Origin of the sequence: Pedobacter sp. Leaf132 (assembly GCF_920984695.1) — a bacterium.
Lineage (GTDB): Bacteria > Bacteroidota > Bacteroidia > Sphingobacteriales > Sphingobacteriaceae > Pedobacter.
This window is the reverse complement of record NZ_CAKLBO010000001.1, coordinates 1-21,108: the sequence shown is the minus strand read 5'-3', so window position 1 is coordinate 21,108 and position 21,108 is coordinate 1. Positions and strand designations below refer to the sequence as shown.

The window sequence follows — 21,108 nt, the reverse complement described above, 5'->3', positions numbered from 1 at the left end:
CGAAGAAAAAATGAAAAAAATATTTAAAAATATAAATCTAAGTGCAACAACGGCGATACTTGGTGTTGTTTTAGTTGCCTCGTCTTGTAATAAGATTACAGATCTTCAGCCGAATAACAGTTTCTCTGAAGAGTCTGCGTATAGTTCTCCTGCAAGAGTAGCATTAGCTGTAACTGGGGTTTATAGTGCAGCACAGATGGGCTCGTATGCAGGAAGTGTTGATAGGGGTTATCCTTTTGGCGCAGCAAATACCGAACAGCAAGATGCAAGGGGTGAGGATGTAATTGCAGTACCATCATTTTACCTTATTACTTATGAAGGAACTTATAGTCCAACAACTGCGAATAATCAAGGTATGTGGGAAACAAGTTATGCACTTATTAATAGAGCGAATGTTGTAATAGAAGGTGTGAAAAAAGCTGCTGCTGCAGGTGTTATTACACCTGCTTTGGCTACGCAATATGAAGCAGAATCAAGATACTTAAGAGCTTTAGCGCATCATGAGCTTTTAGTTCATTTTGCCAGACCCTATAGCCATACTGCTGGAGCAACACATTTAGGTGTTCCATACAGAACAGTAGCAGCTAGCTCTCCGGCTGGTGTTGACATCAATAAAAGCCAGGGTAGAAATACTGTTAAGGAATGTTATGATAAGCTTTTAGAAGACTTAAATTTTGCTGAAGCTAATCTTCCTGAAAGTTATGCTGCTGGCTTAAAGGTTTCAAGAGCAACCAAAGGTGCTGCAATAGCAATTAAAACTCGTATTTATCTTCACATGGGTAGTTGGGCAAATGTGATTACTGAAGGTAATAAGCTTATCTCTTCAAATGCACCATTTACAAGTCCAATCGGTGGTTATTCATTAACTGCAACGCCATCGGGGCCTTTTATTACGGCATCAAACTTCACAAATAGTGAGTCTATCTTTTCTATTGAGAATTCTACAACCCGTAATGCAGGCACAAATGGCTCTATCTCTACCATGTATACAAAAGCAGCAGGTAGAGCATTGCTTGCTTTGTCTCCAATTATTTATAATTCTTCTTTCTGGTTGCCTACCGATTTACGTAGAACAACGATGACAACTAATGATGGTCGCGGTTATTTCACAACAAAATACCCTGAGTTTTCAACATTTACTGATGCAAATCCAATTATCAGATATGCAGAAGTATTGTTAAATGTGGCAGAGGCAGAAGCAAGAACTACCGCTTTAAGCTCACGAGCACTTGCATTGCTAAATGCAGTTAGAAACAGAGCAGTTACAACTGCTGCAAATCAATTCACTATTGCAAACTTTGCTTCTGGAAACGATTTAGTTCAGGCAGTTTTAAATGAAAGACGTATAGAATTTTTGGCCGAAGGACATAGATGGGGAGATATCCATCGCTTAGCTAACGATGCAAACTTCTCTACAGGAGGAATTCCTTCGAAGGTTGCCTGGACTGGTACCACATTTGCATCTTGGAATCCTTCAGTGCCATATAGCGGCGCCAGAACGGTAAGTGCAATACCTTACACTGATTTTAGATTTATTTGGCCATTGCCACAATCAGAAATCTCTACCAATCCGGTTCTTGCAGCACAGCAAAATCCGAATTATTAATAATAATATGTAATTTTAAAAAGGCTTCGTTTATCGAAGCCTTTTTATTTAACCAAATTTTTATCCTATGAAAAATATTATTACAATTCTTACTTTGCTATTGGGCATTTTCGGTTATCAGGCTAAAGCCCAGTATGTATTTATTCCAGATCAAACCGGAAAACCGTTAACTGATGCCAAATATGAAAATGTTACAGGCTCTCCATACTTGGTAGAAGAGTGGACAAATGCTGAAGTGAAATTAGCTGATAATAACATGATTAAACCCGCTGAGGTTAGATATGACATGGTAAGCGACAAGTTATTGTTTCGCCAGGAAAATAAAGTCTATGAATTTTTTCCTAAAGTAGCGGCATTTACCTTGTTCACCAAATCTGGTAAAAGAACTTTTCTTTTAAAAAACGGAATCAATAACGATAATGGCTATTATGAGTTATTGAATAATGGCAAAATAACACTTCTAAAAAAGGTAAAAAAAGTTGTGTTAGAGGCCAAAGGTTACAATTCTGCAAATGTAGAGAAACTAATAGATGAGAGTAAAAAATACTACATCTTAAACGATGGTAAAGAAAAAGAGGTAAAACTTAATAAAAATTCTCTGGTAAGTGTACTGCCGAATTATAAAGCTCAAATCGACTTATATAAAGGTAAGTTATCAAACGAAAAAGACTTTTTAGAATTGATAACCAGCCTCAATTAAATAGTCTGTTATTTCTATACTTGTAAGTACCATCACATTTAAAGCCTTGATTAGTAATAATCAGGGCTTTATCTATTAAAAGGCTTTATAGGTTGTTAATAAAGTCTACTTAAACACTATACTTTATTTTGGTAATAATTGCATTACAATGTAAAATCTTTTATATTAGATTTTAATTAACCAAACAAAATAATCTTTATGAAAAAACGACTACAAAGTTTGTTCATAATGTTCTTAATCGCGATAAGCGCTTTTGGGCAGGAAAGAACAATTACAGGAACAGTTACCGGAAAGGATGATGGGCAACCAATACCTGGAGTAAGTGTAAAAATTAAAGGAACCAATATTGGTACCACTACTGGAGCAGATGGTAAGTATGCTTTAAAAACTTCCTTAAAAACAGGTACAATCGAGTTCTCATCAATTGGCTACCTAACACAAAGCAGAAGCTTAGCTTCATCTTCAATTAATATAATATTAGATACAGATGCTAAAACTTTAACAGATGTAGTTGTAACGGGTTATACTTCTCAATCTAAAAAAGATGTTACAGGTTCTATTGCAAGCGTAAGCGGTGAGCAGTTGAAAAATGTGCCGGTTCAAAGTTTTGAACAAGCATTAGCTGGAAAAGCCGCTGGTGTTAACATTGTTCAACCTAATGGCGTACTAAACAACCCGCCGGTTTTCAGGGTACGGGGTATCAATTCAATTTCCTTAAGTTCTTATCCGTTAATTATAGTTGATGGTGTACCAGTTTTTACTGGAGACCAATCAACAAATGGTGCAGCTGGAAATGCATTAGGTGATATTAACCCGGCTGATATTGAAAGTATAGATATTCTGAAAGACGCAGCTTCCTCAGCAATTTATGGTTCAAGAGCGGCAAATGGTGTTGTTGTTATTACCACCAAGAAAGGAAAACAAGGTGGCACCAAAGTTAATTATGAAGGATGGGTAGGTACATCAAAAGCTCAAAATCTTAATCCTTTACTAAATGCAGCTGATTATGTGCTTATTAAGAATGAAGCAAGAACGAACATCGGCTTAGCGCCTGCTTTTTTTCTTCAAACCAAATCTGATGGTACTCAAGTAGAAACCAATTGGTACGATTACGCTTATAGAACGGCAACCTCTCAAAACCATGCTTTAAATTTCTCCGGTGCCACAGAAAAGACTTCTTATTTTATATCATTAGGATATAGCAACCAGGAAGGATTTATCATCAACAACTCATTCGAAAGAAAGAATGGTCGTGTTAATATCGACCATAAACTTTTTAAAGGTGTGAATATTGGCGCAAATTTCGCGTATAGTAATACTTTAAACAGAGCGCCTAATACCGGGTCACTTCCAGGTTCGGCTTTTAATACAGGCGGTTTAGGTCGTTTAGCATTCGTGTTGCCACCAAACGTATCACCTTATAATGAAGATGGTTCATTCAATGTTAATGGTTCGGCAGTTGGTTTAGGTGCAAACTTAATTGCTTCAAACTATCCTAATGCTGCCGCTTTAGTTGCGCTTGATAAAAATACTTCGGAGAGCGACCGTTTAATATCAAATGCATACGTTTCTATTCAACTTTTAAAAGGTTTAACTTTTAAAACCAATTATAGTATTGATAATCTAAAATTAGATAATAATGTGTTTGTTAACCGCTTACAAGGTGATGGATTTTCTTACAATGGTGGGGCAACCAGTAACTTTTTGAAGAATAGCCGTTGGAATTGGTCAAACACCTTAAATTATAATGCAACATTTGGAGACCATAGCATAGGCGCATTAGTTGGTGTTGAAGATCAGTACACTAAAGCTTACGGTTATGGTGCAACTCGTCAAAACGTTATCGACCCATTTATTGAAGTTTATCAGGGTACATTCGGCGCAATTACGCCGGCAAACTTGGTTCAATTTAATAATGCATTTCGTTCATTCTTCAGTAACGTTACTTATGACTACAAGAAAAAATACTATTTAACAGGTTCGTTTCGTCGTGATGGTCTTTCAGCGCTATCTACCAATAATAAATACGGTAATTTTGGTGGTGCATCTGCAGGTTGGGCAATTTCTGAAGAAGGGTTCTACAAAGATTCTGAGCTAAGCAAATTATTAACAAGGGTAAAAATTCATGGTAGTTATGGTTTGGTAGGTAACGGTTCGGTTGGTAATTATCCCGCTCTTTACTTATATAATCCAGGTTTATATGGCTCTGATCCTGCCCTATCGTTTTCGCAGGCCGGCAACCCTAATTTGCAGTGGGAAACAAGTAAAAAGGCAGATGTGGGTATTAACTTAGAATTTTTAAATGGGCGCTTCTCAATCGATGTAGATTACTATCATAATAATATTGATGGCTTAATCCAAAATGCGCCACAAGCACCATCTAAGGGTATTCCTGGAAATTCAATTTTAGCAAACGTAGGTAAAATGAATAACAAAGGTTTCGAGTTTACCATAAATACAAAAAACTTCCAGGGTGATAATTTCTCATGGAATACAAGTTTTACCTTTAGTACCTTAAAAAATACGGTTACTGAATTAGGTAATAATAATGCAGATTTATTTGGTGTTACACAATTAGAAACCGCAAACATTACCCGTGTTGGCTATCCTATTGGTTCCCTTTATACTGTGCAAACGGCTGGAGTTGACCCAGCAACCGGCGAAAGAATTTTTGTAAATCGCTTCGGCCAAAAATTAAGGTTTAGTTTTCAAAGAGCAACAGCGGCTCGCTACCAATATTTAGACGGACCAAATGCAGGGCAAAATGCACCGGCAATTGATGCCGCTTTAGATGCAACTATTACTGGTCAGGCTATACCAAAATGGTTTGGTGGTTTAGATAATAATTTCAGATACAAAGCATTTGATTTAACCTTAGGTTTAACATTCTCTGGAGGTAATAAGGTTTATTACGGTTCATTAGCAGGTCTACGTGATCAACGTTTCTGGAACAATGAAGCTGGAATGATAAATAGATGGACTACACCCGGACAAATTACTGATATTCCTCGTGTTGTGTATGGTGATAACGTTTCTAACGGTTCGGCATTTGCGCAATCTCAAAATGTGTTTTCAGGTAATTTCCTTAAAGTTAGAAACCTTGCATTAGGTTATACCCTACCAAAAGATTTTTTAAGTAAAGTCGGAATATCTAGCGTAAGGGTTTATGCGCAATCAAGTAATCTATGGATAATTTCTAACTATCCAGGGCCAGATCCGGAAGTATCTGTAAATGGTAACTCTACTGGTTCTACAAACAGTGGTAACCTGGCGCCGGGTGTAGATAGAAATTCTGTGCCTTCGGCAAGAACATTCACTTTTGGGCTTAATGTTGGATTTTAAAATTGGAGATCATGAAAATTAAATTAAATAATAAAATAAAGTATCTTTTTATTGCGGCGCCTATCTTGTTTGCTACGTCATGCAAAAAAGATTTTTTAAATACCTCACCAGATACAACGCTACCGATTGAGGATGCGTTTTCTACACCTGCACGTATACTATCTCAGGTAAATGGCGTTTATGCAGGTGTGAAATCTGGCAACTTCTATGGCGGTCGATTTTTGATATATAACGACATCAGAGGCGAAGAATTCATTGTAAACAAACCTAATGGAGTAACCAATTTAGATACCTGGCGCTTTAATGTAACCTCAAATACAAGTGAGGTAAATAACCTTTGGGGATCTGCATATGCTGCCATTAATAGAGCTAATCTTGTGATAGAAGGTGTAACAGCCAATGCATCCTTAATAACATCTGCTCAAGCCAAACAATATATTGCCGAGGCAAAATTTTTAAGGGCATTAAGTTATTATAGTCTGTTACAATTATATGCTAAGCCATTCATTACAGATAACGGAGCAAGTTTAGGTCTACCTTTAAGATTAAGAGCCGAAAAAGATTTGACCGGTAACGACTTAAAAAGAAGTACTGTTGCCGAAGTCTATGCTCAAATCTTAAAAGATTTAAACGAGGCTGAACCTGATTTAGCATTAACATTAGCAGCCACCAGAGCATCAAGAAATACAGCTATCGCTTTAAAAACTCGTGTGTATTTATCTATGGGTGATTTACCAGCTGTTGTTACCGAAGCGAATAAAATTGTTTCTGCTACTGCACCATTTTCTGCAAGTACTGGGGTGGCAAATAAGTTAGAGTCAAATATTGCTACAGTTTTTGGAGGAAGTTACGTTGGCACAGAAGCACTCTTAACCTTACCCATGACTGATTTAGATGCGCCAGGAACACAAAACCAGCTAGCTTATTATTATAATATAGAAAGTGCTGGCGGTAACCAGGAATATTTTCTGAATCCTAACGGAATCTTCAGTAACGCCGCATTCGCAGCGGCATCTACCGACGCCCGAAAAACCTTGACTACTGCAGTTGGCACGAACACTTATTTAACAAAATTTAAAAAACCATCGCCTTACACAGATTACGTTCCGGTAATTCGTTACGCAGAGGTTTTATTAAACTTAGCTGAAGCCACGGTAGTTTCAGACCCAACTCGTTCTATTGCATTACTAACAGCGGTTAGGCAGCGGTCAAACCCAGGTTATGTTTTTCCTGCAGCTGACTTGTTGCCGGCAAACCTTAAAAATACAATCCTAACAGAAAGAAGAATTGAATTATTAGGTGAAGGCTTACGTTCGCCTGATGTGATGCGTTTAGGTTTAGGATTTGTGGCAAAAAGCGGCTCTCAAGGATCTGCTCCTGCCATTCCTTTTAACACCGCTGGCTATATTTGGCCAATTTCGGCTACTGAAGTTCAAAACAATAAATTAATAGTTCAGAATTAATCTGAAAGGTCATTTAAATAATAAAGGGTCGGCAATTTATTTGCCGACCCTTTATTGTTTATCAAAAATCTACCTATTTCTTATCTACACTATATTTACCCGGGCCAATAAAAATCAAACTGAAAAATACTATCGCCATTTCTATTGCATGGCTTGCTCCGCCTAAACCATCGCCTTTGCCAAAATGAACCAATGCGGCAATAATCATCGTAAAAACCAATAAAATACAAGCAGGACGATAAAACAAACCAACAATTAATAAAAAACCACCAAAAGTTTCGGTAACAGCTGCCATAAATCCCCAAAATACAGGCATAAAATTAATGCCGATTACTTTCATACTTCCACCCAGGCTTTCCCAACCTTGCGGTCCGCCGGCTAGTTTCGGGAAACCATGAACAATAAACATAATGCCTATGCCTATCCTCAGCAGTAATAAACCCGTATTTCTGTATTTTCCTAAATTATCTAATATCGCCATAGCTTATATATATTTAAATTTTACTTTGTTGTTTTCTACATCTAGCTTAACTTTTGCACCAACTATCATTGTTAAGTTATTATCTATATGCCCGCTTGGGAAATTAAAACATACCGGATAATCGTAATCTTTTACAATATCCCAAATTACCTCGTCGGCCGTTTGCCCGAATGGTATCTTTTCTTCTGATATCTCATTAAAAGCACCAATTATTAAGCCCTTAAGCTTTGCTAATTTACCTGCCCGTTTAAGCATTCTTAACATTCTGTCTATCGAATATTCCTGCTCTCCAACATCTTCAATAAAAAGAATTTTACCATCATAATCTATCTCAGAGGCAGAACCCTCCAGAAAGCAAAGCAAGGTAAGGTTTCCGCCAATTAGTACGCCGGTACTTGCTCCAGATCTGTTTTGAAAGCTACTTTCGTATTCGTAGGATTGCGTTTCTCCAAAAATTGCCTTTCTCAAAGAAAGCAAAGATTCTGGCGTTGCCTCTTCAAATGTATAAGGCATTTGTGCGTGCATCGACTGTGTTTCATATTGTGCAAATATATGAGACAACAAAACCGTAATGTCGCTAAAGCCAATAATCCATTTCGGGCTTTTTTCGAATGTAGAGAAATCCAGTTCATCAATAATACGGATGCTGCCATAACCACCCCTGCCGGCAATTATGGCTTTAATCTCCTTGTCATCCAGAAATTGCTGTATATCTGCTGCCCTCAACTCATCTGTGCCGGCAAACTGATGCGATTCTGCATAAACACTTTTACCAATTACCACTTCAAGGCCCCAACGCTCTAAAAGCGCTATGGCATAGTCAATTGGTTTTGGTAATTTCTTCGCCGGACAAACAATGGCAATCTTATCACCTTTTTTTAAATATGGGGGCTGCTTTATCATGTTCAAAACACTTATCTTTGCCAAAATAAATAATTTGTTTTGGATAATAGTAAAATAAAAAGATATACGGTTACGGCAGCACTCCCTTACACCAACGGGCCGGTTCATATTGGTCATTTGGCGGGTGTTTACATACCGGCAGATATATATGCAAGATACCTTCGCTCCAACAAAAGAGATGTAAAATTTGTATGTGGCTCTGATGAAAATGGTGTTCCGATAACGTTAAAGGCAAAAAGAGAAGGCATTACGCCGCAAGAAGTTGTGGATAAATACCATAAAATTATTGGCGATTCTTTTAAAGAATTTGGAGTTTCTTTTGATATTTACCACCGTACATCATCTTCAACACACCACCAAACGGCTGCCGATTTTTTTGAAACGCTTTACGATAAAGGGGTTTTTACCGAAGAAGTAACCGAACAATACTACGATGAAACGGCCAAACAATTTTTAGCCGATAGATATATTACCGGAACCTGCCCGAATTGTGGCAATGAAAATGCTTATGGCGACCAATGCGAAAACTGTGGCTCAACACTTAATGCAACAGATTTAATCAATCCAAAATCTACCTTATCGGGCAATAAACCCATTTTAAAGGAAACTAAAAACTGGTTTTTGCCACTCGATAAATATGAAGAACGCTTAAGAGCTTATATAGAAAGCCATAAAGAGTGGCGGCCAAATGTTTACGGCCAATGCCAGAGCTGGTTAAATGCCGGTTTACAACCCCGTGCCATGACCCGCGATTTAGATTGGGGCATCCGTGTACCTGTTCGTGGGGCAGAGGGTAAAGTATTGTATGTTTGGTTTGATGCACCTATCGGATATATTTCTGCCACTAAAGAACTTTGTAATTACGCAAAGCTTGATGTATGGAATCCAAAAGCTGAAGAATATTACATCAATAATTATGAAAGTGATAAATGCGGATGGGAAGAATACTGGAAGAGCGATGAAACAAAGTTAGTTCACTTCATCGGTAAGGATAATATCGTATTCCACTGTATCATTTTCCCTGCAATGTTAATGGCGCATGGCGATTATACCTTAGCCGATAATGTACCTGCTAATGAGTTTCTAAATCTCGAAGGACAAAAAATCTCTACTTCAAAAAACTGGGCAGTTTGGTTAAATGAATATTTGAGAGAGTTTGAAGGCAAGCAGGATGTTTTGCGATATGTATTAACCGCTACGGCACCAGAAACTAAAGACAATGATTTTACCTGGAAAGATTTTCAGGCCAGAAACAATAACGAACTGGTTGCAATTTTAGGGAATTTTGTAAACCGTGTTACCGTACTTACACATAAATATTTTAATGGTATTGTGCCCACCTTAATGCAGGTTACTCAGCAAGATCAGGCTGTTATTGACGAACTGGCAACTTTCCCGGGTAAAATATCTGCGTCTATCGAAAACTATCGTTTTAGAGAAGCGCTATCAGAAGTGATGAATGTTGCCCGTTTAGGGAATAAATATTTAGCCGAAACCGAGCCATGGAAATTAATTAAAACGGATGAGGACAGGGTTCGTACCATTCTTAATATTTCTTTGCAAATTTGTGCCAACCTGCAGCTTTTGATTGAACCATTTATGCCCTTCACGTCTGATAAACTAATGAAGATGCTAAACAATGGTAGGCAGGAGTGGTCTGAAGCCGGTTCTTCAACATTGATTAAACGTGGTCATACCATCAATGAAGCGGTACTTTTATTTGAGAAAATTGAAGATGCAGCAATCGACTTCCAGATTGAAAAACTTAACCAGAGTAAAACAGCTAATGCAGTACCAGCGCAAGCATTGCTAGCTAAAGAAAACATCCAGTTTGATGATTTTTCTAAAATGGATATACGTGTAGCAACCATTATTGCTGCCGAAAAGGTAGAAAAAACTAAAAAGCTTTTGAAGCTTACGGTAAATACTGGTATCGATGAGCGCACCGTAGTATCAGGCATAGCCGAATATTATAAACCTGAAGATATTGTTGGTAAACAGGTAAGTATGATTGTAAATCTGGCACCTAGAGAAATTAAAGGCATTTTATCGCAAGGCATGATTTTAATGGCTGAAAATTCAGCAGGAAAACTTACTTTTGTCGCACCTGCAGAACAGTTTACAGAAGGTAGTGTAATACGATAGAAAAGGCTGAAGTTGCGGTAGAAATATTTATATCTAAAATCCAAATTTGTAAATCAGCTTGGCCCCGTAGTTCAACGGATACTTGCCTACCTTTGGTAGGGAATACCTAGCTGCGGCAGGCAGGGAAGTTTCCAAAACTTTAAATATGGATATTTTTATGTTTATGCAATAAAGAGTGAAATAGACGGACGAATATATGTTGGCTTTTCATCTGATGTAGAAAAGCGGTTACATGAACATAATTTTGGTAAAACAAAGTCTACAATGGGATACAAGCCTTGGGTTTTAATTTATACAGAACAGATTAAAGGCAAAATTGCTGCAAGAGATAAAGAAAAGTATTACAAGTCTGGGAAAGGTAAAGAATTTTTAAAATCTTTGTAAATCAGCTTGGCCCCGTAGTTCAACGGATACTTGCCTACCTTTGGTAGGGAATACCTACCTGCGGCAGGCAGGGAAGTTTCCTAAACTTTAGATATGGATATTTTTTATGTTTATGCAATAAAGAGTGAAATAGACGGACGAATATATGTTGGCTTTTCATCTGATGTAGAAAAGCGGTTACATGAACATAATGTTGGTAAAACAAAGTCTACAAAGGGATACAAGCCTTGGGTTTTAATTTATACAGAACAGATTAAAGGCAGAATTGCTGCAAGAGATAAAGAAAAGTATTACAAGTCTGGGAAAGGTAAAGAATTTTTAAAATCTTTGTAAATCGGTTTGGCCCCGTAGTTCAACGGATAGAATAGAAGTTTCCTAAACTTTAGATAGCAGTTCGATTCTGCTCGGGGCTACATTAAAAGACCATCAATCCAATCAGGTTGATGGTCTTTATGTTTTAGATTTAGCTTAACCGACTGGCCTAGCGCTAACAAAATTCCAAGTATTCGCCAGTTTTCTTGTTCGAAAATCTCCTATCTCAGATTTTTTATGCTTAAAGCCTCCAATCCGCCTGCGGCACCTTTACCAAAGCTAAATCGGCACGGGTTCCCAAGTTGGGAATGTATACAGGGCGCTAAATTTCACCCCCAGTTCCCTAAAGTTCGGCAACGCTATTTTAGATATGAAAGAATTCGACTCGCTATCCCATTTGGAGAGTTGGGAGTGGCTTATACTTCACTCCTTTATTCCCGGTTGAATCAAGACAAGTAGCCAAATAAATTTAAAATTTTTATCCTGCCGGGCGTGCCGAATCATCATTAAAATTTCCTTAGCCAATTTTAGTGTTTCTATATTTTAGATAAAGCAAGTATTAATGACAATGTTTTATAAAGCACGCCTTCGGGAATGGCGCTCACTTACTTCAATCCAATACTGGGTTTACCTTTTCACAAATTTATCTTACTTTAGAAAACCAAAAACTAATTAATGCTAGAAGTTACTTGCGCCATCATTTTTAAGGATAACCATGTATTGATTGCGCAACGTAGCGCAAATATGATATTACCTTTGAAATGGGAATTTCCTGGCGGAAAGGTAGAGGCGGGAGAAAGTAAAGCAGCTTGCCTGGCGAGGGAAATTAAAGAAGAATTAAGTCTAGAAATCAGCATTGGAAAAGGTTTAATGGATGTTATACACCACTACTCAGATTTCTCGTTGCGTCTTTATCCTTTTATTTGTGAGTATGAGAGTGGTGAACTTAACGCCATAGAGCACATGCAAGTAAAGTGGGAAAAGATAGCCAACCTTATGGCGTATGATTGGGCAGCGGCAGATGTGCCCGTGGTGAAAGAGCTAATGGAACTATATCAATGAACTTAGGTATATACGAACAGTTAATTACAGGAGTACTTAAGGCGAAGCTTAATAGCTTAGATAGGCAGTCGTTTTATATTAATACCGCCCCGATAGACAAAGAGGAAGCCTCAAGGGTATTGGCCCAACATTTAAGTTCGGCCATGCAGCAGGCATTTAGTTTAATTAAAAAAGATGTTGTTAAGCAGATTGAAATTGCGAATAAAATTATAATTCTTTTACAGCAAGAGATAGCGCAATATGATTTCAAAGATGATATTATAGATGCTGAGGCAACAATCCTAAAGGCCGTTTTTACCACCATAGACAATCAATATAGTGATTTAGACCTGCGCTTAAAGGAGATTACTCCACAGACCAGACTTACACAAAGTGAACTTTTTACTGGTGGCAATGTAGGTTTGTCTTTAGAAAGCGAACTTAAAAAAGAAATAGCTTCAGCAAATCGCATTGATCTATTGGTTTCCTTTATCAAATGGAAAGCCATAGTAATTTTGAAAGCCGCATTTGAAGATTTTACGGCCAATGGTGGCCAGTTAAGGGTAATTACCACCACCTACATGGGGGCTACGGATGCAAAGGCGATTAGAGAATTAGCCAAACTTCCCAACACGGAAATTAAGATTTCTTACAATGTAGATAAAGAGCGGTTGCACGCTAAGGCTTATCTGTTTTACAGAAATTCTGGATTTCATACGGGATATATTGGCTCTTCCAACTTTTCGAGGTCTGCTTTAACCGATGGCTTAGAATGGAATGTAAAGATTACGACTAAAGAGATCCCACATATTATTGCAAAGTTTCAGAAGACTTTCGAATCTTACTGGCAGCATGCAGAGTTTGAACTTTACGATGATCAATTCCATTACGAAAAGCTTAGCGGTGCCATTAAAAACAATCGGATTGGAAAAGCAGAAGAGGGCATCATTAACTTTTTTGATATTAAACCCTACCATTACCAATTGGAGGTATTGGAGAAATTACAAGTAGAACGCCATATTCATGGTAGGTTTAAAAACCTTATTGTAGCGGCAACAGGTACTGGAAAGACCATGATCTCGGCTTTTGATTTTAGGCGGTTTAGGCAGCAAAACCCTAATGCAACTTTTCTTTTTATTGCACATCGAAAAGAGATACTTACACAAGCCCGCCATACTTTCAGAAATATTTTACGTGATGCCAACTTTGCCGAACTTTGGGTGGATGGATTGGAGCTTACTGATAAGAGACACGTTTTTGCCTCCGTACAAACGCTCAACAATCAGTTGGAGGTGATGAAAGTAAGTATAGATTATTACGATTATATTATTGTAGATGAAGGACACCATGCTACCGCTAATAGTTATCGAAAGGCGCTTAAGTATTTCACACCGCAAATTCTTTTAGGGCTTACCGCCACGCCTGAGCGTATGGACGGCGAAAGCATTTTACCATATTTTGATAACCATATTGCTGCAGAAATACGTTTGCCAGAGGCATTAAACCAGAAACTGCTTACACCATTTCAGTACTTTGCTATTGCTGATAGTACAGACTTATCGCAAGTAAGATGGGAAAAAGGAAGATATGTAGCCAGCGAGCTGAGCAAAGTGTATACCGCTAATCATAGGCGTGTGGGTGAGATTATCAGAAACCTACAGCAATACACTAAAGATTTTGAGGATTTGATCGCGATAGGCTTTTGTGTATCTAAAGACCATGCGGTATTTATGAGCGAACGATTTAATAAGGCCGGATTAAAATCTAAAGCTTTGACTAGTGATACCAGTAGCGAAAACCGTAGCCTCGCTTTGATGCAGTTGCGAACTAAGCAGATAAACTACTTGTTTGTGGTGGATATTTTAAATGAAGGCATAGATATTCCAGAGATAGATACGTTATTGTTTTTAAGACCTACAGAAAGCTTAACTATTTTTTTGCAACAACTTGGAAGAGGGCTAAGATTACATGATGGAAAGGATGTGCTTACTGTATTGGATTTTGTAGGTAATGCCCATTCCGAATACGATTTTGAAGGAAAGTTTAGAGCGCTAATAGGTAAGACAAACAGTACGGTACAAAAAGAAATTGAAAACGACTTTCCACATTTGCCTTTGGGTTGTGCAATAGTTTTGGAGAAGCAGGCTAAACAGACAATTTTAGACAATATTAAACGGGCTACTAATCTGAGTAGAAAAAACCTGATCCATAAAATAAAGAGTTATGCGCAACATACCGATTTGCCACTAACTTTAGCTAATTTCTTGCACATCTATAACCTAGATATCAATTTGATTTACGCGAGAAATAGCTGGTCTAAACTATGTGATGAAGCAAACGTAATAGCAAACTATAATCCATTAAACGACAAGTCATATTATGCCATGCTGAAGAATAAGTGGTTAAGCACTAGTTCACATAGCTATTTTTCTTTTTTACTTGATTTAGCCAAAGCGAATTTCGTGATTAAAGGCAAAAAATTCTCCGAAACTGAAGAACTAATGTTATTGATGTTGCACTATGACTTTTGGCAAAAAGCTACAGACAGCAGTCTTATTGATAGCATTGAAGAAATTGGAAGAAATGCAACTTATGTAGCAGAAATGATTTCCTATTTGAACTATCGTTTGGCCCAGACAGATTTTGAGGAATATGATTTAACTAACCTAGCTTATGCACAGCCTTTGAAACTCCATGCTAGGTATACAAGAGACCAAGTATTAGCTGCCTTTAGATTAAGTACTTTAGTAAGTCAATCTAGCAATCGTGAGGGTGTAGCAGAAAACAAAGATTTAAATACTGAATTACTTTTCATAGACCTGACTAAGTCGCAAGAGGATTTCTCTCCCACTACGCTATATGATGATTATGCCATTAACGAGATCTTATTTCACTGGCAATCTCAAAATCAAACCAGAAGTGATAGTGGCAAAGGCTTAACTTATATTAATCACCAGAAGTTAGGTAAAAAGATATTGCTTTTTGTAAGAGAGGCTAAAAGTAACCAATATGGTAATACCCAAGGTTATGTTTTTATTGGAGATGCTAATTTCATTAAATATGAAGGTTCAAAACCCATGTCTATCACATGGGAATTGCAAGAGCCTATTCCAAATTACTTGTGGAAGGATTCGGCCAAATTAGTGAGTGGCTAGTGAGCTCTGCCCCACTTTCATATTGTAATATCAAACTCCAAAATGAATTGATAATTACATGCTTCATTAATGCAATGGTGTTTTTGCATTATTGATTTATCCTCTATAATTTCTGTTCTTGCGCCACACTTCGGGCAAATTGTTGGTTGTTCGGACGCTAAGAATATTTCTGTATTTTCCATCATTGTAATTTTTAACCTTTAAAAACATGCTCCCGATGCCACTCCACAGCTGCAATTTCAGGAAAATGAATGTGTTTATTCGGTAACAGTATTTTTCGCCCGGCTAAATTACCTAAAGCGTAAGTATGTTTATCATTTTCGATAAGGTGTTTAGAAACCATAATGCTGTATTCATTAGAAATGGAAACCAATCCCCTATCAAAAGCCCGGTGTAGATTAGGGCAAAGTGCTAGACCATTGGTCACCTTATCATTGTGGGTTAAGCTGAAAGGCACTATGTGGCAGGCATCAACAAAACTATGCCCGAATGTACTGCTGAGCTGCATGCCTGTAAAACTGCATTGGTTGGCATAAACTTTTGGCACCAGCTTTTTAAACAGTCCGTTTCTTACAAATACATCTTCCTCAGTATTTATAATTACTCTTTTGTATTTAGCCTCAGGTTCATTTAATACGAAACCTTCCTGATCGTGTAGGTAACCTTTGCCCTGCTGTTTTGCCATATTGAAGGCAGCCTTACTTTCTGCAAAATAAATATCAAGCAATAGGTTGGTGGCAATTGCTCTGTTTTGAGCATCGCTCATCAATAAAAATAGCGGAGCATCAAAATAACCAAATGCACAGATTTCGCTCAATCGGGTAACAGATTTAACATGCGCATTAATTTGCATCCCTAAATTAGCTTGTAAAAGCCAGAAGGATTGACCATTTACTTTCTCGCTCTGTAAATAATAAAAAGGTTGCGTAAAATCGGGTTGATGTAAAGTAGGCACCAGTAAAAGCCAGTTTTCTTTAAAGGTGGCCACTAAATCGGCATTTACTTCAAATTGGTTATTCGTAACTAAGCCTTTTTCCATCAGCTCTATTAAGCTTAATAAAAGTACAGGCTTATGTGGTGCTAAACCGTACTTTGTAACACCGCGTTTCAATCTGCCAAAGGCAATAAGGTATTTTTGAAATAACGAGCTCAACGGTTAGGGGATTTTTATTAAATTCTTTTTATTGAAGCTAAAGTATTTAATCCTGTTTAGATGCACAAATTTTAAAGGCTGATCATTGGATAAATAGGCCTGTATAATTCAATATTTCAAATTTTAAGACGCCTCTTATAACTTTTTAAAGGCAGCGATGTACTGAGACAGATTGCTTCTGCCCGCTATGAAGCTTATCTTTCTCAATTAAGAAATTGTGGAACTTGTAGATTCAATGTTGAAATCCAATTTAAAATATTCAAAAAGCTATTCTATATTTGCACAACTATTCAAAAACCTGCTATCTTTTTGTCATCCCGATAGCAACCATTATATTTATTTCTTATCTGGATGACATTTACCGTTTTACACTTCCTAGCTGTTTTTCCGCTAAAGCATTCAGATTAATTTTTTTTTAAAGCATGCTGGTTAGAAAAAACATCACCCTTAAAGGGCTTTTAGAATTTGCAGGTCATCATTTCTGGTGGTTGGTTTCCTACATGTTTATCATCGCTTGGCTATATAAACTTGGCTTGCAATGGATTTCTATCCCCTGGTTGCCTGTATCTTTAATAGGCACCGCGGTGGCTTTTTATGTAGGTTTTAAAAATAACCAGTCGTACGATAGGGTTTGGGAAGCCCGCAAAATCTGGGGTGCTATTGTAAACAGCAGAAGGAGCTGGGCAGTTATGGTAAATGCTTATGTACAGAAGGATGGGCATTCGCCTGCAGAAATTGAAGCCATAAAAACAAAGCTGATTTATAAACACATTGCATGGCTTTACACCCTCCGTGAGCAGTTGCTTGTGCCCACCCAATGGGAGCATGTAAGTTTAAAACATGTTTTTGGTCGCCTGGCGGCACAACGGCAGTAACGCTTCGGCATCGGGCAGTTTCAAAATTTTTTAAGTGAGAAACAGCAGCAAAACTATTTTGGTCAAGAAGCAGAATGGGCTAATGCGGCAAATAAGGCTACTTATATCATCAACTTAAATGCCCAACATCTGGCAGAACTGGAGGCAAAAGAATTTCTACACATGCGCAGGCAGTTAGATATGCAGAACGTGCTGAACGATTTTTACGATCACCAGGGCAGGGCCGAGCGTATCAAGAAGTTTCCATTGCCTCGTCAATATGCCAACCTGAGTTTTGTTTTTAATTGTATTTTCATTTTTCTATTGCCTTTGGGCATTGTGGCCGAGTTTGCTAAGCTGGGCGATGCAGGGGTGTGGCTCATGATTCCCTTCGGCACCATTGTAGGTTGGATTTATGTAGTGATGGAACTGATAGGCGATTACTCTGAAAACCCTTTCGAAGGTTTAGCAACAGATGTGCCCATGCTGTCTATTTGCCGTACCATCGAAATTGATATGCTACAGATTTTAGGCGAAACCGAACTGCCAAAACCAATTCAGCCTGTTAATGATGTTTTGATGTAAACCTTTAAAAAATATTCCTGCTTTAAAATGCATTCTACACTACCTTTTTTCCTGGCGATGGTTGCCATAATTGTATTGTTAAACATGTGGGCGGTTAAACTAAAAATCGCCTACCCCATTTTATTGGTGGTTGGCGGACTGCTCATAAGCTTCATACCGGGTATGCCAAGGGTTCAGGTCGATCCAAATCTTATTTTCTTTATTTTCCTTCCACCTTTATTATTCGAGGCCGCCTGGTCAATATCTTTTAAAGAGATGAAAAAATGGTGGCGGATAATTGGCAGTTTTGCCTTTCTGGTGGTTTTTTTTACTGCACTATCGGTAGCACTGGTTGCCAATTATTATATTCCTGGTTTCACCATTGCCCTTGGCTTTTTATTGGGAGGTATTGTTTCTCCGCCCGATGCAGTAAGTACCGGTGCGATTATGAAGTTTGTGAAAATTCCTAAATCTACGGCAGCGATTTTGGAGGGCGAAAGTCTTTTAAATGATGCATCATCCCTTATTATCTTCCGTTTTGGTTTGGTAGCGGTAGGTACAGGTCAGTTTATCTGGCAAGATGCCGCAACCAGTTTTTTATGGATGGTACTTGGTGGCGCCGCCATTGGCTTACTACTCGGGTGGATTTTTGTAGAAGCACATAAACGCTTACCAACCGAGGCCTCTTCTGATGTTGCACTTACCCTTATTGAGCCCTATTTTATGTATTGGGTGGCAGAACAATTGCATAGTTCGGGCGTAATGGCCGTGGTAAGCGGTGGCTTATTTATGTCGGCAAGGCGATTAATTTTCCTAAACAGCGCCAGCCGCATTATGGGCTACAGCATGTGGGAAAGCTTTGTTTTTATCTTAAACGGTATCGTTTTCCTGTTGATAGGTTTAGAGCTTCCCGAAATTGTAGATGGTTTAAAAACCGATGGCATTCCTTTGGGTACGGCTATTGGTTACGGCGTTCTGGTTACCGGCGTTTTAGTGGCTGCCCGCATCATTAGTTCTTATGCCGCAATGCTGGCAACCTTAATCTTCCGTCCGGGTGCAGCGCCAAAAACCTCTGGCCGGGTGCTTGCGCTAATGCCTTTATTACTCGGGTGGACGGGCATGAGGGGGGGGGTATCACTCGCTGCGGCTTTAGCCATTCCCGTTACCATGGAAAATAATCAGCCTTTCCCCTATCGCAACCTGATTCTGTTTATCACCTTTGTGGTTATATTGCTTACACTTTTGGTACAGGGCCTAACCCTACCCTATTTCATTAAAAGAATGCACTTCCTTAATGCTCTCGTTAGCGAAGAAAATGAAGATTCGACCAGGCTGGCCATGAAACAAGGACTAAAGCAACATGTTTATGAGCAGCTTAAAACTAAATATGAAAACGAATTACAGGGTCATACTGGTATCGAAAGGATATTAAAGCAATGGGAAGAGCGTTCTAAAGCCGCTGATGATAGTTGGATGAATGAGCAAACCAAATCAATTTTCGTAGAAATGCTAGAGAGCCAGCGGCATTACCTTACGGAGTTAAACAAAGACCCAAAAATTAACGAAGAAATTATCCGCCAGCAATTGTACCAGATAGATTTAGAAGAAGAGCGACTAAAAATTATTTAGAAGTAACAATAACCAATGCGCAATTCTTAATATTCAAATTTAAATACCAATAACTAAGTATCAGTAAATAATAGCAGAACACACATCTTAAATGTTCTTATCTGCTTTATAAGTTAAAACATAATTAATATCTTTTTTTGTAAAGCAAGTTCCTGTTTTCCAATTAACGTTCGTCCCGTTCTGCATTTCAAATCCTCGGTTCGCTGCGCTTCCCTGCGGGTTTTCCATTCCGCCCGGGTTTATTTTACATCTGTCCGTTTTCCAATCAGTAGTTAGTATCAAGTGTTAAGAAGCTGGTATCAAGTATTTAGTATCGAGTACTTAGACATAGAGCTTACACTCGCTACTTGGTTGACCTTACATTCCTTAGATGGTGAACTAGTCTTAAGTCGATAGTGCTTAGTATATAGTATTAAGTATCGAGTACTTAGACATAGAGCTTACACTTGCTACTTGGATGACCTTACATTCCTTAGATGGTGAACTAGTCTTTAGTCGATAATGCTTAGTATATAGTATATAGTATCGAGTACTTAGACATAGAGCTTACACCAGCTATTTACATGTCCTTAATTACTTATTTGTACAAACTGTTCCCTTAAAATCTATTTTTTTAAAATAACTTAAGTGACCTTAGCTGCCTTACGTGGTGAAAACTTATGCATTAAGCTTTAAAATCCTTTTCAATCTGCGATATTTAATCTGCGTACATCAGCGGGAAACGATAGGCGCCTTGCAATCACAAGCAACCTAAAACCGACTTACAACGTAGATGACCTTAATTCCTTATATGTACAAACTGTTCCCTTAAAATCTATTTTTTAAAATAACTTAACTGCCTTAGGCGGTGAAAACTTATATATTAAGCTTTAAAATCCTATTCAATCTGCGCTATTTTATCTGCGAACATCAGCGGGAAAGATAGACGCCTTGCAAATACCTGCAACCCTAACCAGTCAACTTACCACAGAAACCCACCCTAAACAAACCAGAATCAAAAAAGTTTCAAATTTTTCTCCCTGAAATCCATGCAGTTACCACTGTCCATCCAAATAAAAGCGGCCCTGGCTTTGCGCAAGCGGATAATTTTCCTACTTTTGCATCCCGCTTCGGAGGAAGGGGAAAAGGTTGAAAAGATGAAATAAGGTTACCGGAATTATTTTCAAATAAAATTTGGTGATTGAGAAAAGTTTTCTACTTTTGCAACCCGCTTCGGAAGGAAGTGGCGCTTTGAAAAGAGCGGTATTGAAAAGAGGGATTAAGAAGAAAAAGGCGACGAAGAAATAAAATTTATTTTATTTGGAAGTTAAAAAAAGATTCTTACCTTTGCACTCCCAACCGAAAGGAAGGGTAAAAAAATCAGAACGGCGGATGTC

Annotated in this window: 13 protein-coding genes, 1 tRNA gene and 1 pseudogene; 12 read left to right on the top strand and 3 right to left on the bottom strand. The window is 38.1% G+C overall.

Features of this window, described 5'->3' with window-relative positions:
* Nucleotides 1-10 precede the first annotated feature (10 nt).
* From LUA86_RS00080 to LUA86_RS00065, 4 genes are all read left to right on the top strand, one after another.
* Nucleotides 11-1,606, top strand: a complete 1,596-nt coding sequence (locus LUA86_RS00080) for a RagB/SusD family nutrient uptake outer membrane protein (RefSeq protein ID WP_231458505.1) — start codon at nt 11-13, stop codon at nt 1,604-1,606.
* 67 nt (nt 1,607-1,673) lie between these two features.
* Nucleotides 1,674-2,306, top strand: coding sequence for a hypothetical protein (locus LUA86_RS00075; protein WP_231458504.1), 633 nt, complete (start codon nt 1,674-1,676; stop codon nt 2,304-2,306).
* 198 nt (nt 2,307-2,504) lie between these two features.
* Entirely contained in the window at nt 2,505-5,648 is a 3,144-nt protein-coding gene (locus LUA86_RS00070; protein ID WP_231458503.1) for a TonB-dependent receptor, read from the top strand.
* Between the two features lie 11 nt (nt 5,649-5,659).
* Complete coding sequence (locus LUA86_RS00065) at nt 5,660-7,111, top strand: RagB/SusD family nutrient uptake outer membrane protein (protein WP_231458502.1); 1,452 nt, start codon at nt 5,660-5,662, stop codon at nt 7,109-7,111.
* A 73-nt stretch (nt 7,112-7,184) separates the two neighbouring features.
* Here the strand turns inward: LUA86_RS00065 and LUA86_RS00060 are convergent, their stop codons facing one another.
* Together LUA86_RS00060 and LUA86_RS00055 are read right to left on the bottom strand one after the other, a co-directional pair.
* Complete coding sequence (locus LUA86_RS00060) at nt 7,185-7,592, bottom strand: DoxX family protein (RefSeq protein WP_231458501.1); 408 nt, start codon at nt 7,590-7,592, stop codon at nt 7,185-7,187.
* 3 nt (nt 7,593-7,595) lie between these two features.
* The gene (locus tag LUA86_RS00055) at nt 7,596-8,495 is read right to left on the bottom strand and encodes an LD-carboxypeptidase (RefSeq protein WP_231458500.1); all 900 of its coding nucleotides are present in this window, start codon (nt 8,493-8,495) and stop codon (nt 7,596-7,598) included.
* Between the two features lie 39 nt (nt 8,496-8,534).
* On the opposite strand from LUA86_RS00055, the gene metG reads away from it, so the two are divergent.
* The 6 genes from metG (at nt 8,535) to LUA86_RS00025 (ending at nt 15,532) form a co-directional block, all read left to right on the top strand.
* Entirely contained in the window at nt 8,535-10,640 is a 2,106-nt protein-coding gene (gene metG, locus LUA86_RS00050; protein ID WP_231458499.1) for a methionine--tRNA ligase, read from the top strand.
* Nucleotides 10,641-10,742: 102 nt separating this feature from the next.
* Entirely contained in the window at nt 10,743-11,024 is a 282-nt protein-coding gene (locus LUA86_RS00045) for a GIY-YIG nuclease family protein (protein WP_255713367.1), read from the top strand.
* A gap of 93 nt (nt 11,025-11,117) precedes the next feature.
* Nucleotides 11,118-11,357, top strand: coding sequence for a GIY-YIG nuclease family protein (locus tag LUA86_RS00040; RefSeq protein WP_231458498.1), 240 nt, complete (start codon nt 11,118-11,120; stop codon nt 11,355-11,357).
* An 8-nt stretch (nt 11,358-11,365) separates the two neighbouring features.
* A tRNA-Arg gene (locus tag LUA86_RS00035) sits at nt 11,366-11,437 on the top strand.
* A gap of 574 nt (nt 11,438-12,011) precedes the next feature.
* Nucleotides 12,012-12,398, top strand: a complete 387-nt coding sequence (locus tag LUA86_RS00030; protein ID WP_231458497.1) for a (deoxy)nucleoside triphosphate pyrophosphohydrolase — start codon at nt 12,012-12,014, stop codon at nt 12,396-12,398.
* Nucleotides 12,395-15,532: a DUF3427 domain-containing protein gene (locus LUA86_RS00025; protein WP_231458496.1), complete on the top strand. Its 3,138-nt coding sequence runs from the start codon at nt 12,395-12,397 to the stop codon at nt 15,530-15,532. The genes LUA86_RS00030 and LUA86_RS00025 overlap by 4 nt, the downstream gene beginning before the upstream one ends.
* Before the next feature lie 193 nt (nt 15,533-15,725).
* Here LUA86_RS00025 and LUA86_RS00020 read toward each other — a convergent pair whose 3' ends face one another.
* On the bottom strand, nt 15,726-16,685 hold the full coding sequence (locus tag LUA86_RS00020; protein WP_231458495.1) for an HNH endonuclease: 960 nt from the start codon (nt 16,683-16,685) through the stop codon (nt 15,726-15,728).
* 422 nt (nt 16,686-17,107) lie between these two features.
* On the opposite strand from LUA86_RS00020, the pseudogene LUA86_RS19285 reads away from it, so the two are divergent.
* Nucleotides 17,108-18,124, top strand: a pseudogene (locus LUA86_RS19285) (bestrophin family protein).
* Between the two features lie 27 nt (nt 18,125-18,151).
* Entirely contained in the window at nt 18,152-19,732 is a 1,581-nt protein-coding gene (locus LUA86_RS00005) for a Na+/H+ antiporter (protein ID WP_231458493.1), read from the top strand.
* The last annotated feature ends 1,376 nt before the right edge of the window (nt 19,733-21,108 follow it).

Coding starts and splice junctions, on each gene's coding strand:
- LUA86_RS00080 (WP_231458505.1), top strand. CDS start 11: ATGAAAAAAATATTTAAAAATATAAATCTAAGTGCAACAACGGCGATA.
- LUA86_RS00075 (WP_231458504.1), top strand. CDS start 1,674: ATGAAAAATATTATTACAATTCTTACTTTGCTATTGGGCATTTTCGGT.
- LUA86_RS00070 (WP_231458503.1), top strand. CDS start 2,505: ATGAAAAAACGACTACAAAGTTTGTTCATAATGTTCTTAATCGCGATA.
- LUA86_RS00065 (WP_231458502.1), top strand. CDS start 5,660: ATGAAAATTAAATTAAATAATAAAATAAAGTATCTTTTTATTGCGGCG.
- LUA86_RS00060 (WP_231458501.1), bottom strand. CDS start 7,592: ATGGCGATATTAGATAATTTAGGAAAATACAGAAATACGGGTTTATTA.
- LUA86_RS00055 (WP_231458500.1), bottom strand. CDS start 8,495: ATGATAAAGCAGCCCCCATATTTAAAAAAAGGTGATAAGATTGCCATT.
- LUA86_RS00040 (WP_231458498.1), top strand. CDS start 11,118: ATGGATATTTTTTATGTTTATGCAATAAAGAGTGAAATAGACGGACGA.
- LUA86_RS00030 (WP_231458497.1), top strand. CDS start 12,012: ATGCTAGAAGTTACTTGCGCCATCATTTTTAAGGATAACCATGTATTG.
- LUA86_RS00025 (WP_231458496.1), top strand. CDS start 12,395: ATGAACTTAGGTATATACGAACAGTTAATTACAGGAGTACTTAAGGCG.
- LUA86_RS00005 (WP_231458493.1), top strand. CDS start 18,152: ATGCATTCTACACTACCTTTTTTCCTGGCGATGGTTGCCATAATTGTA.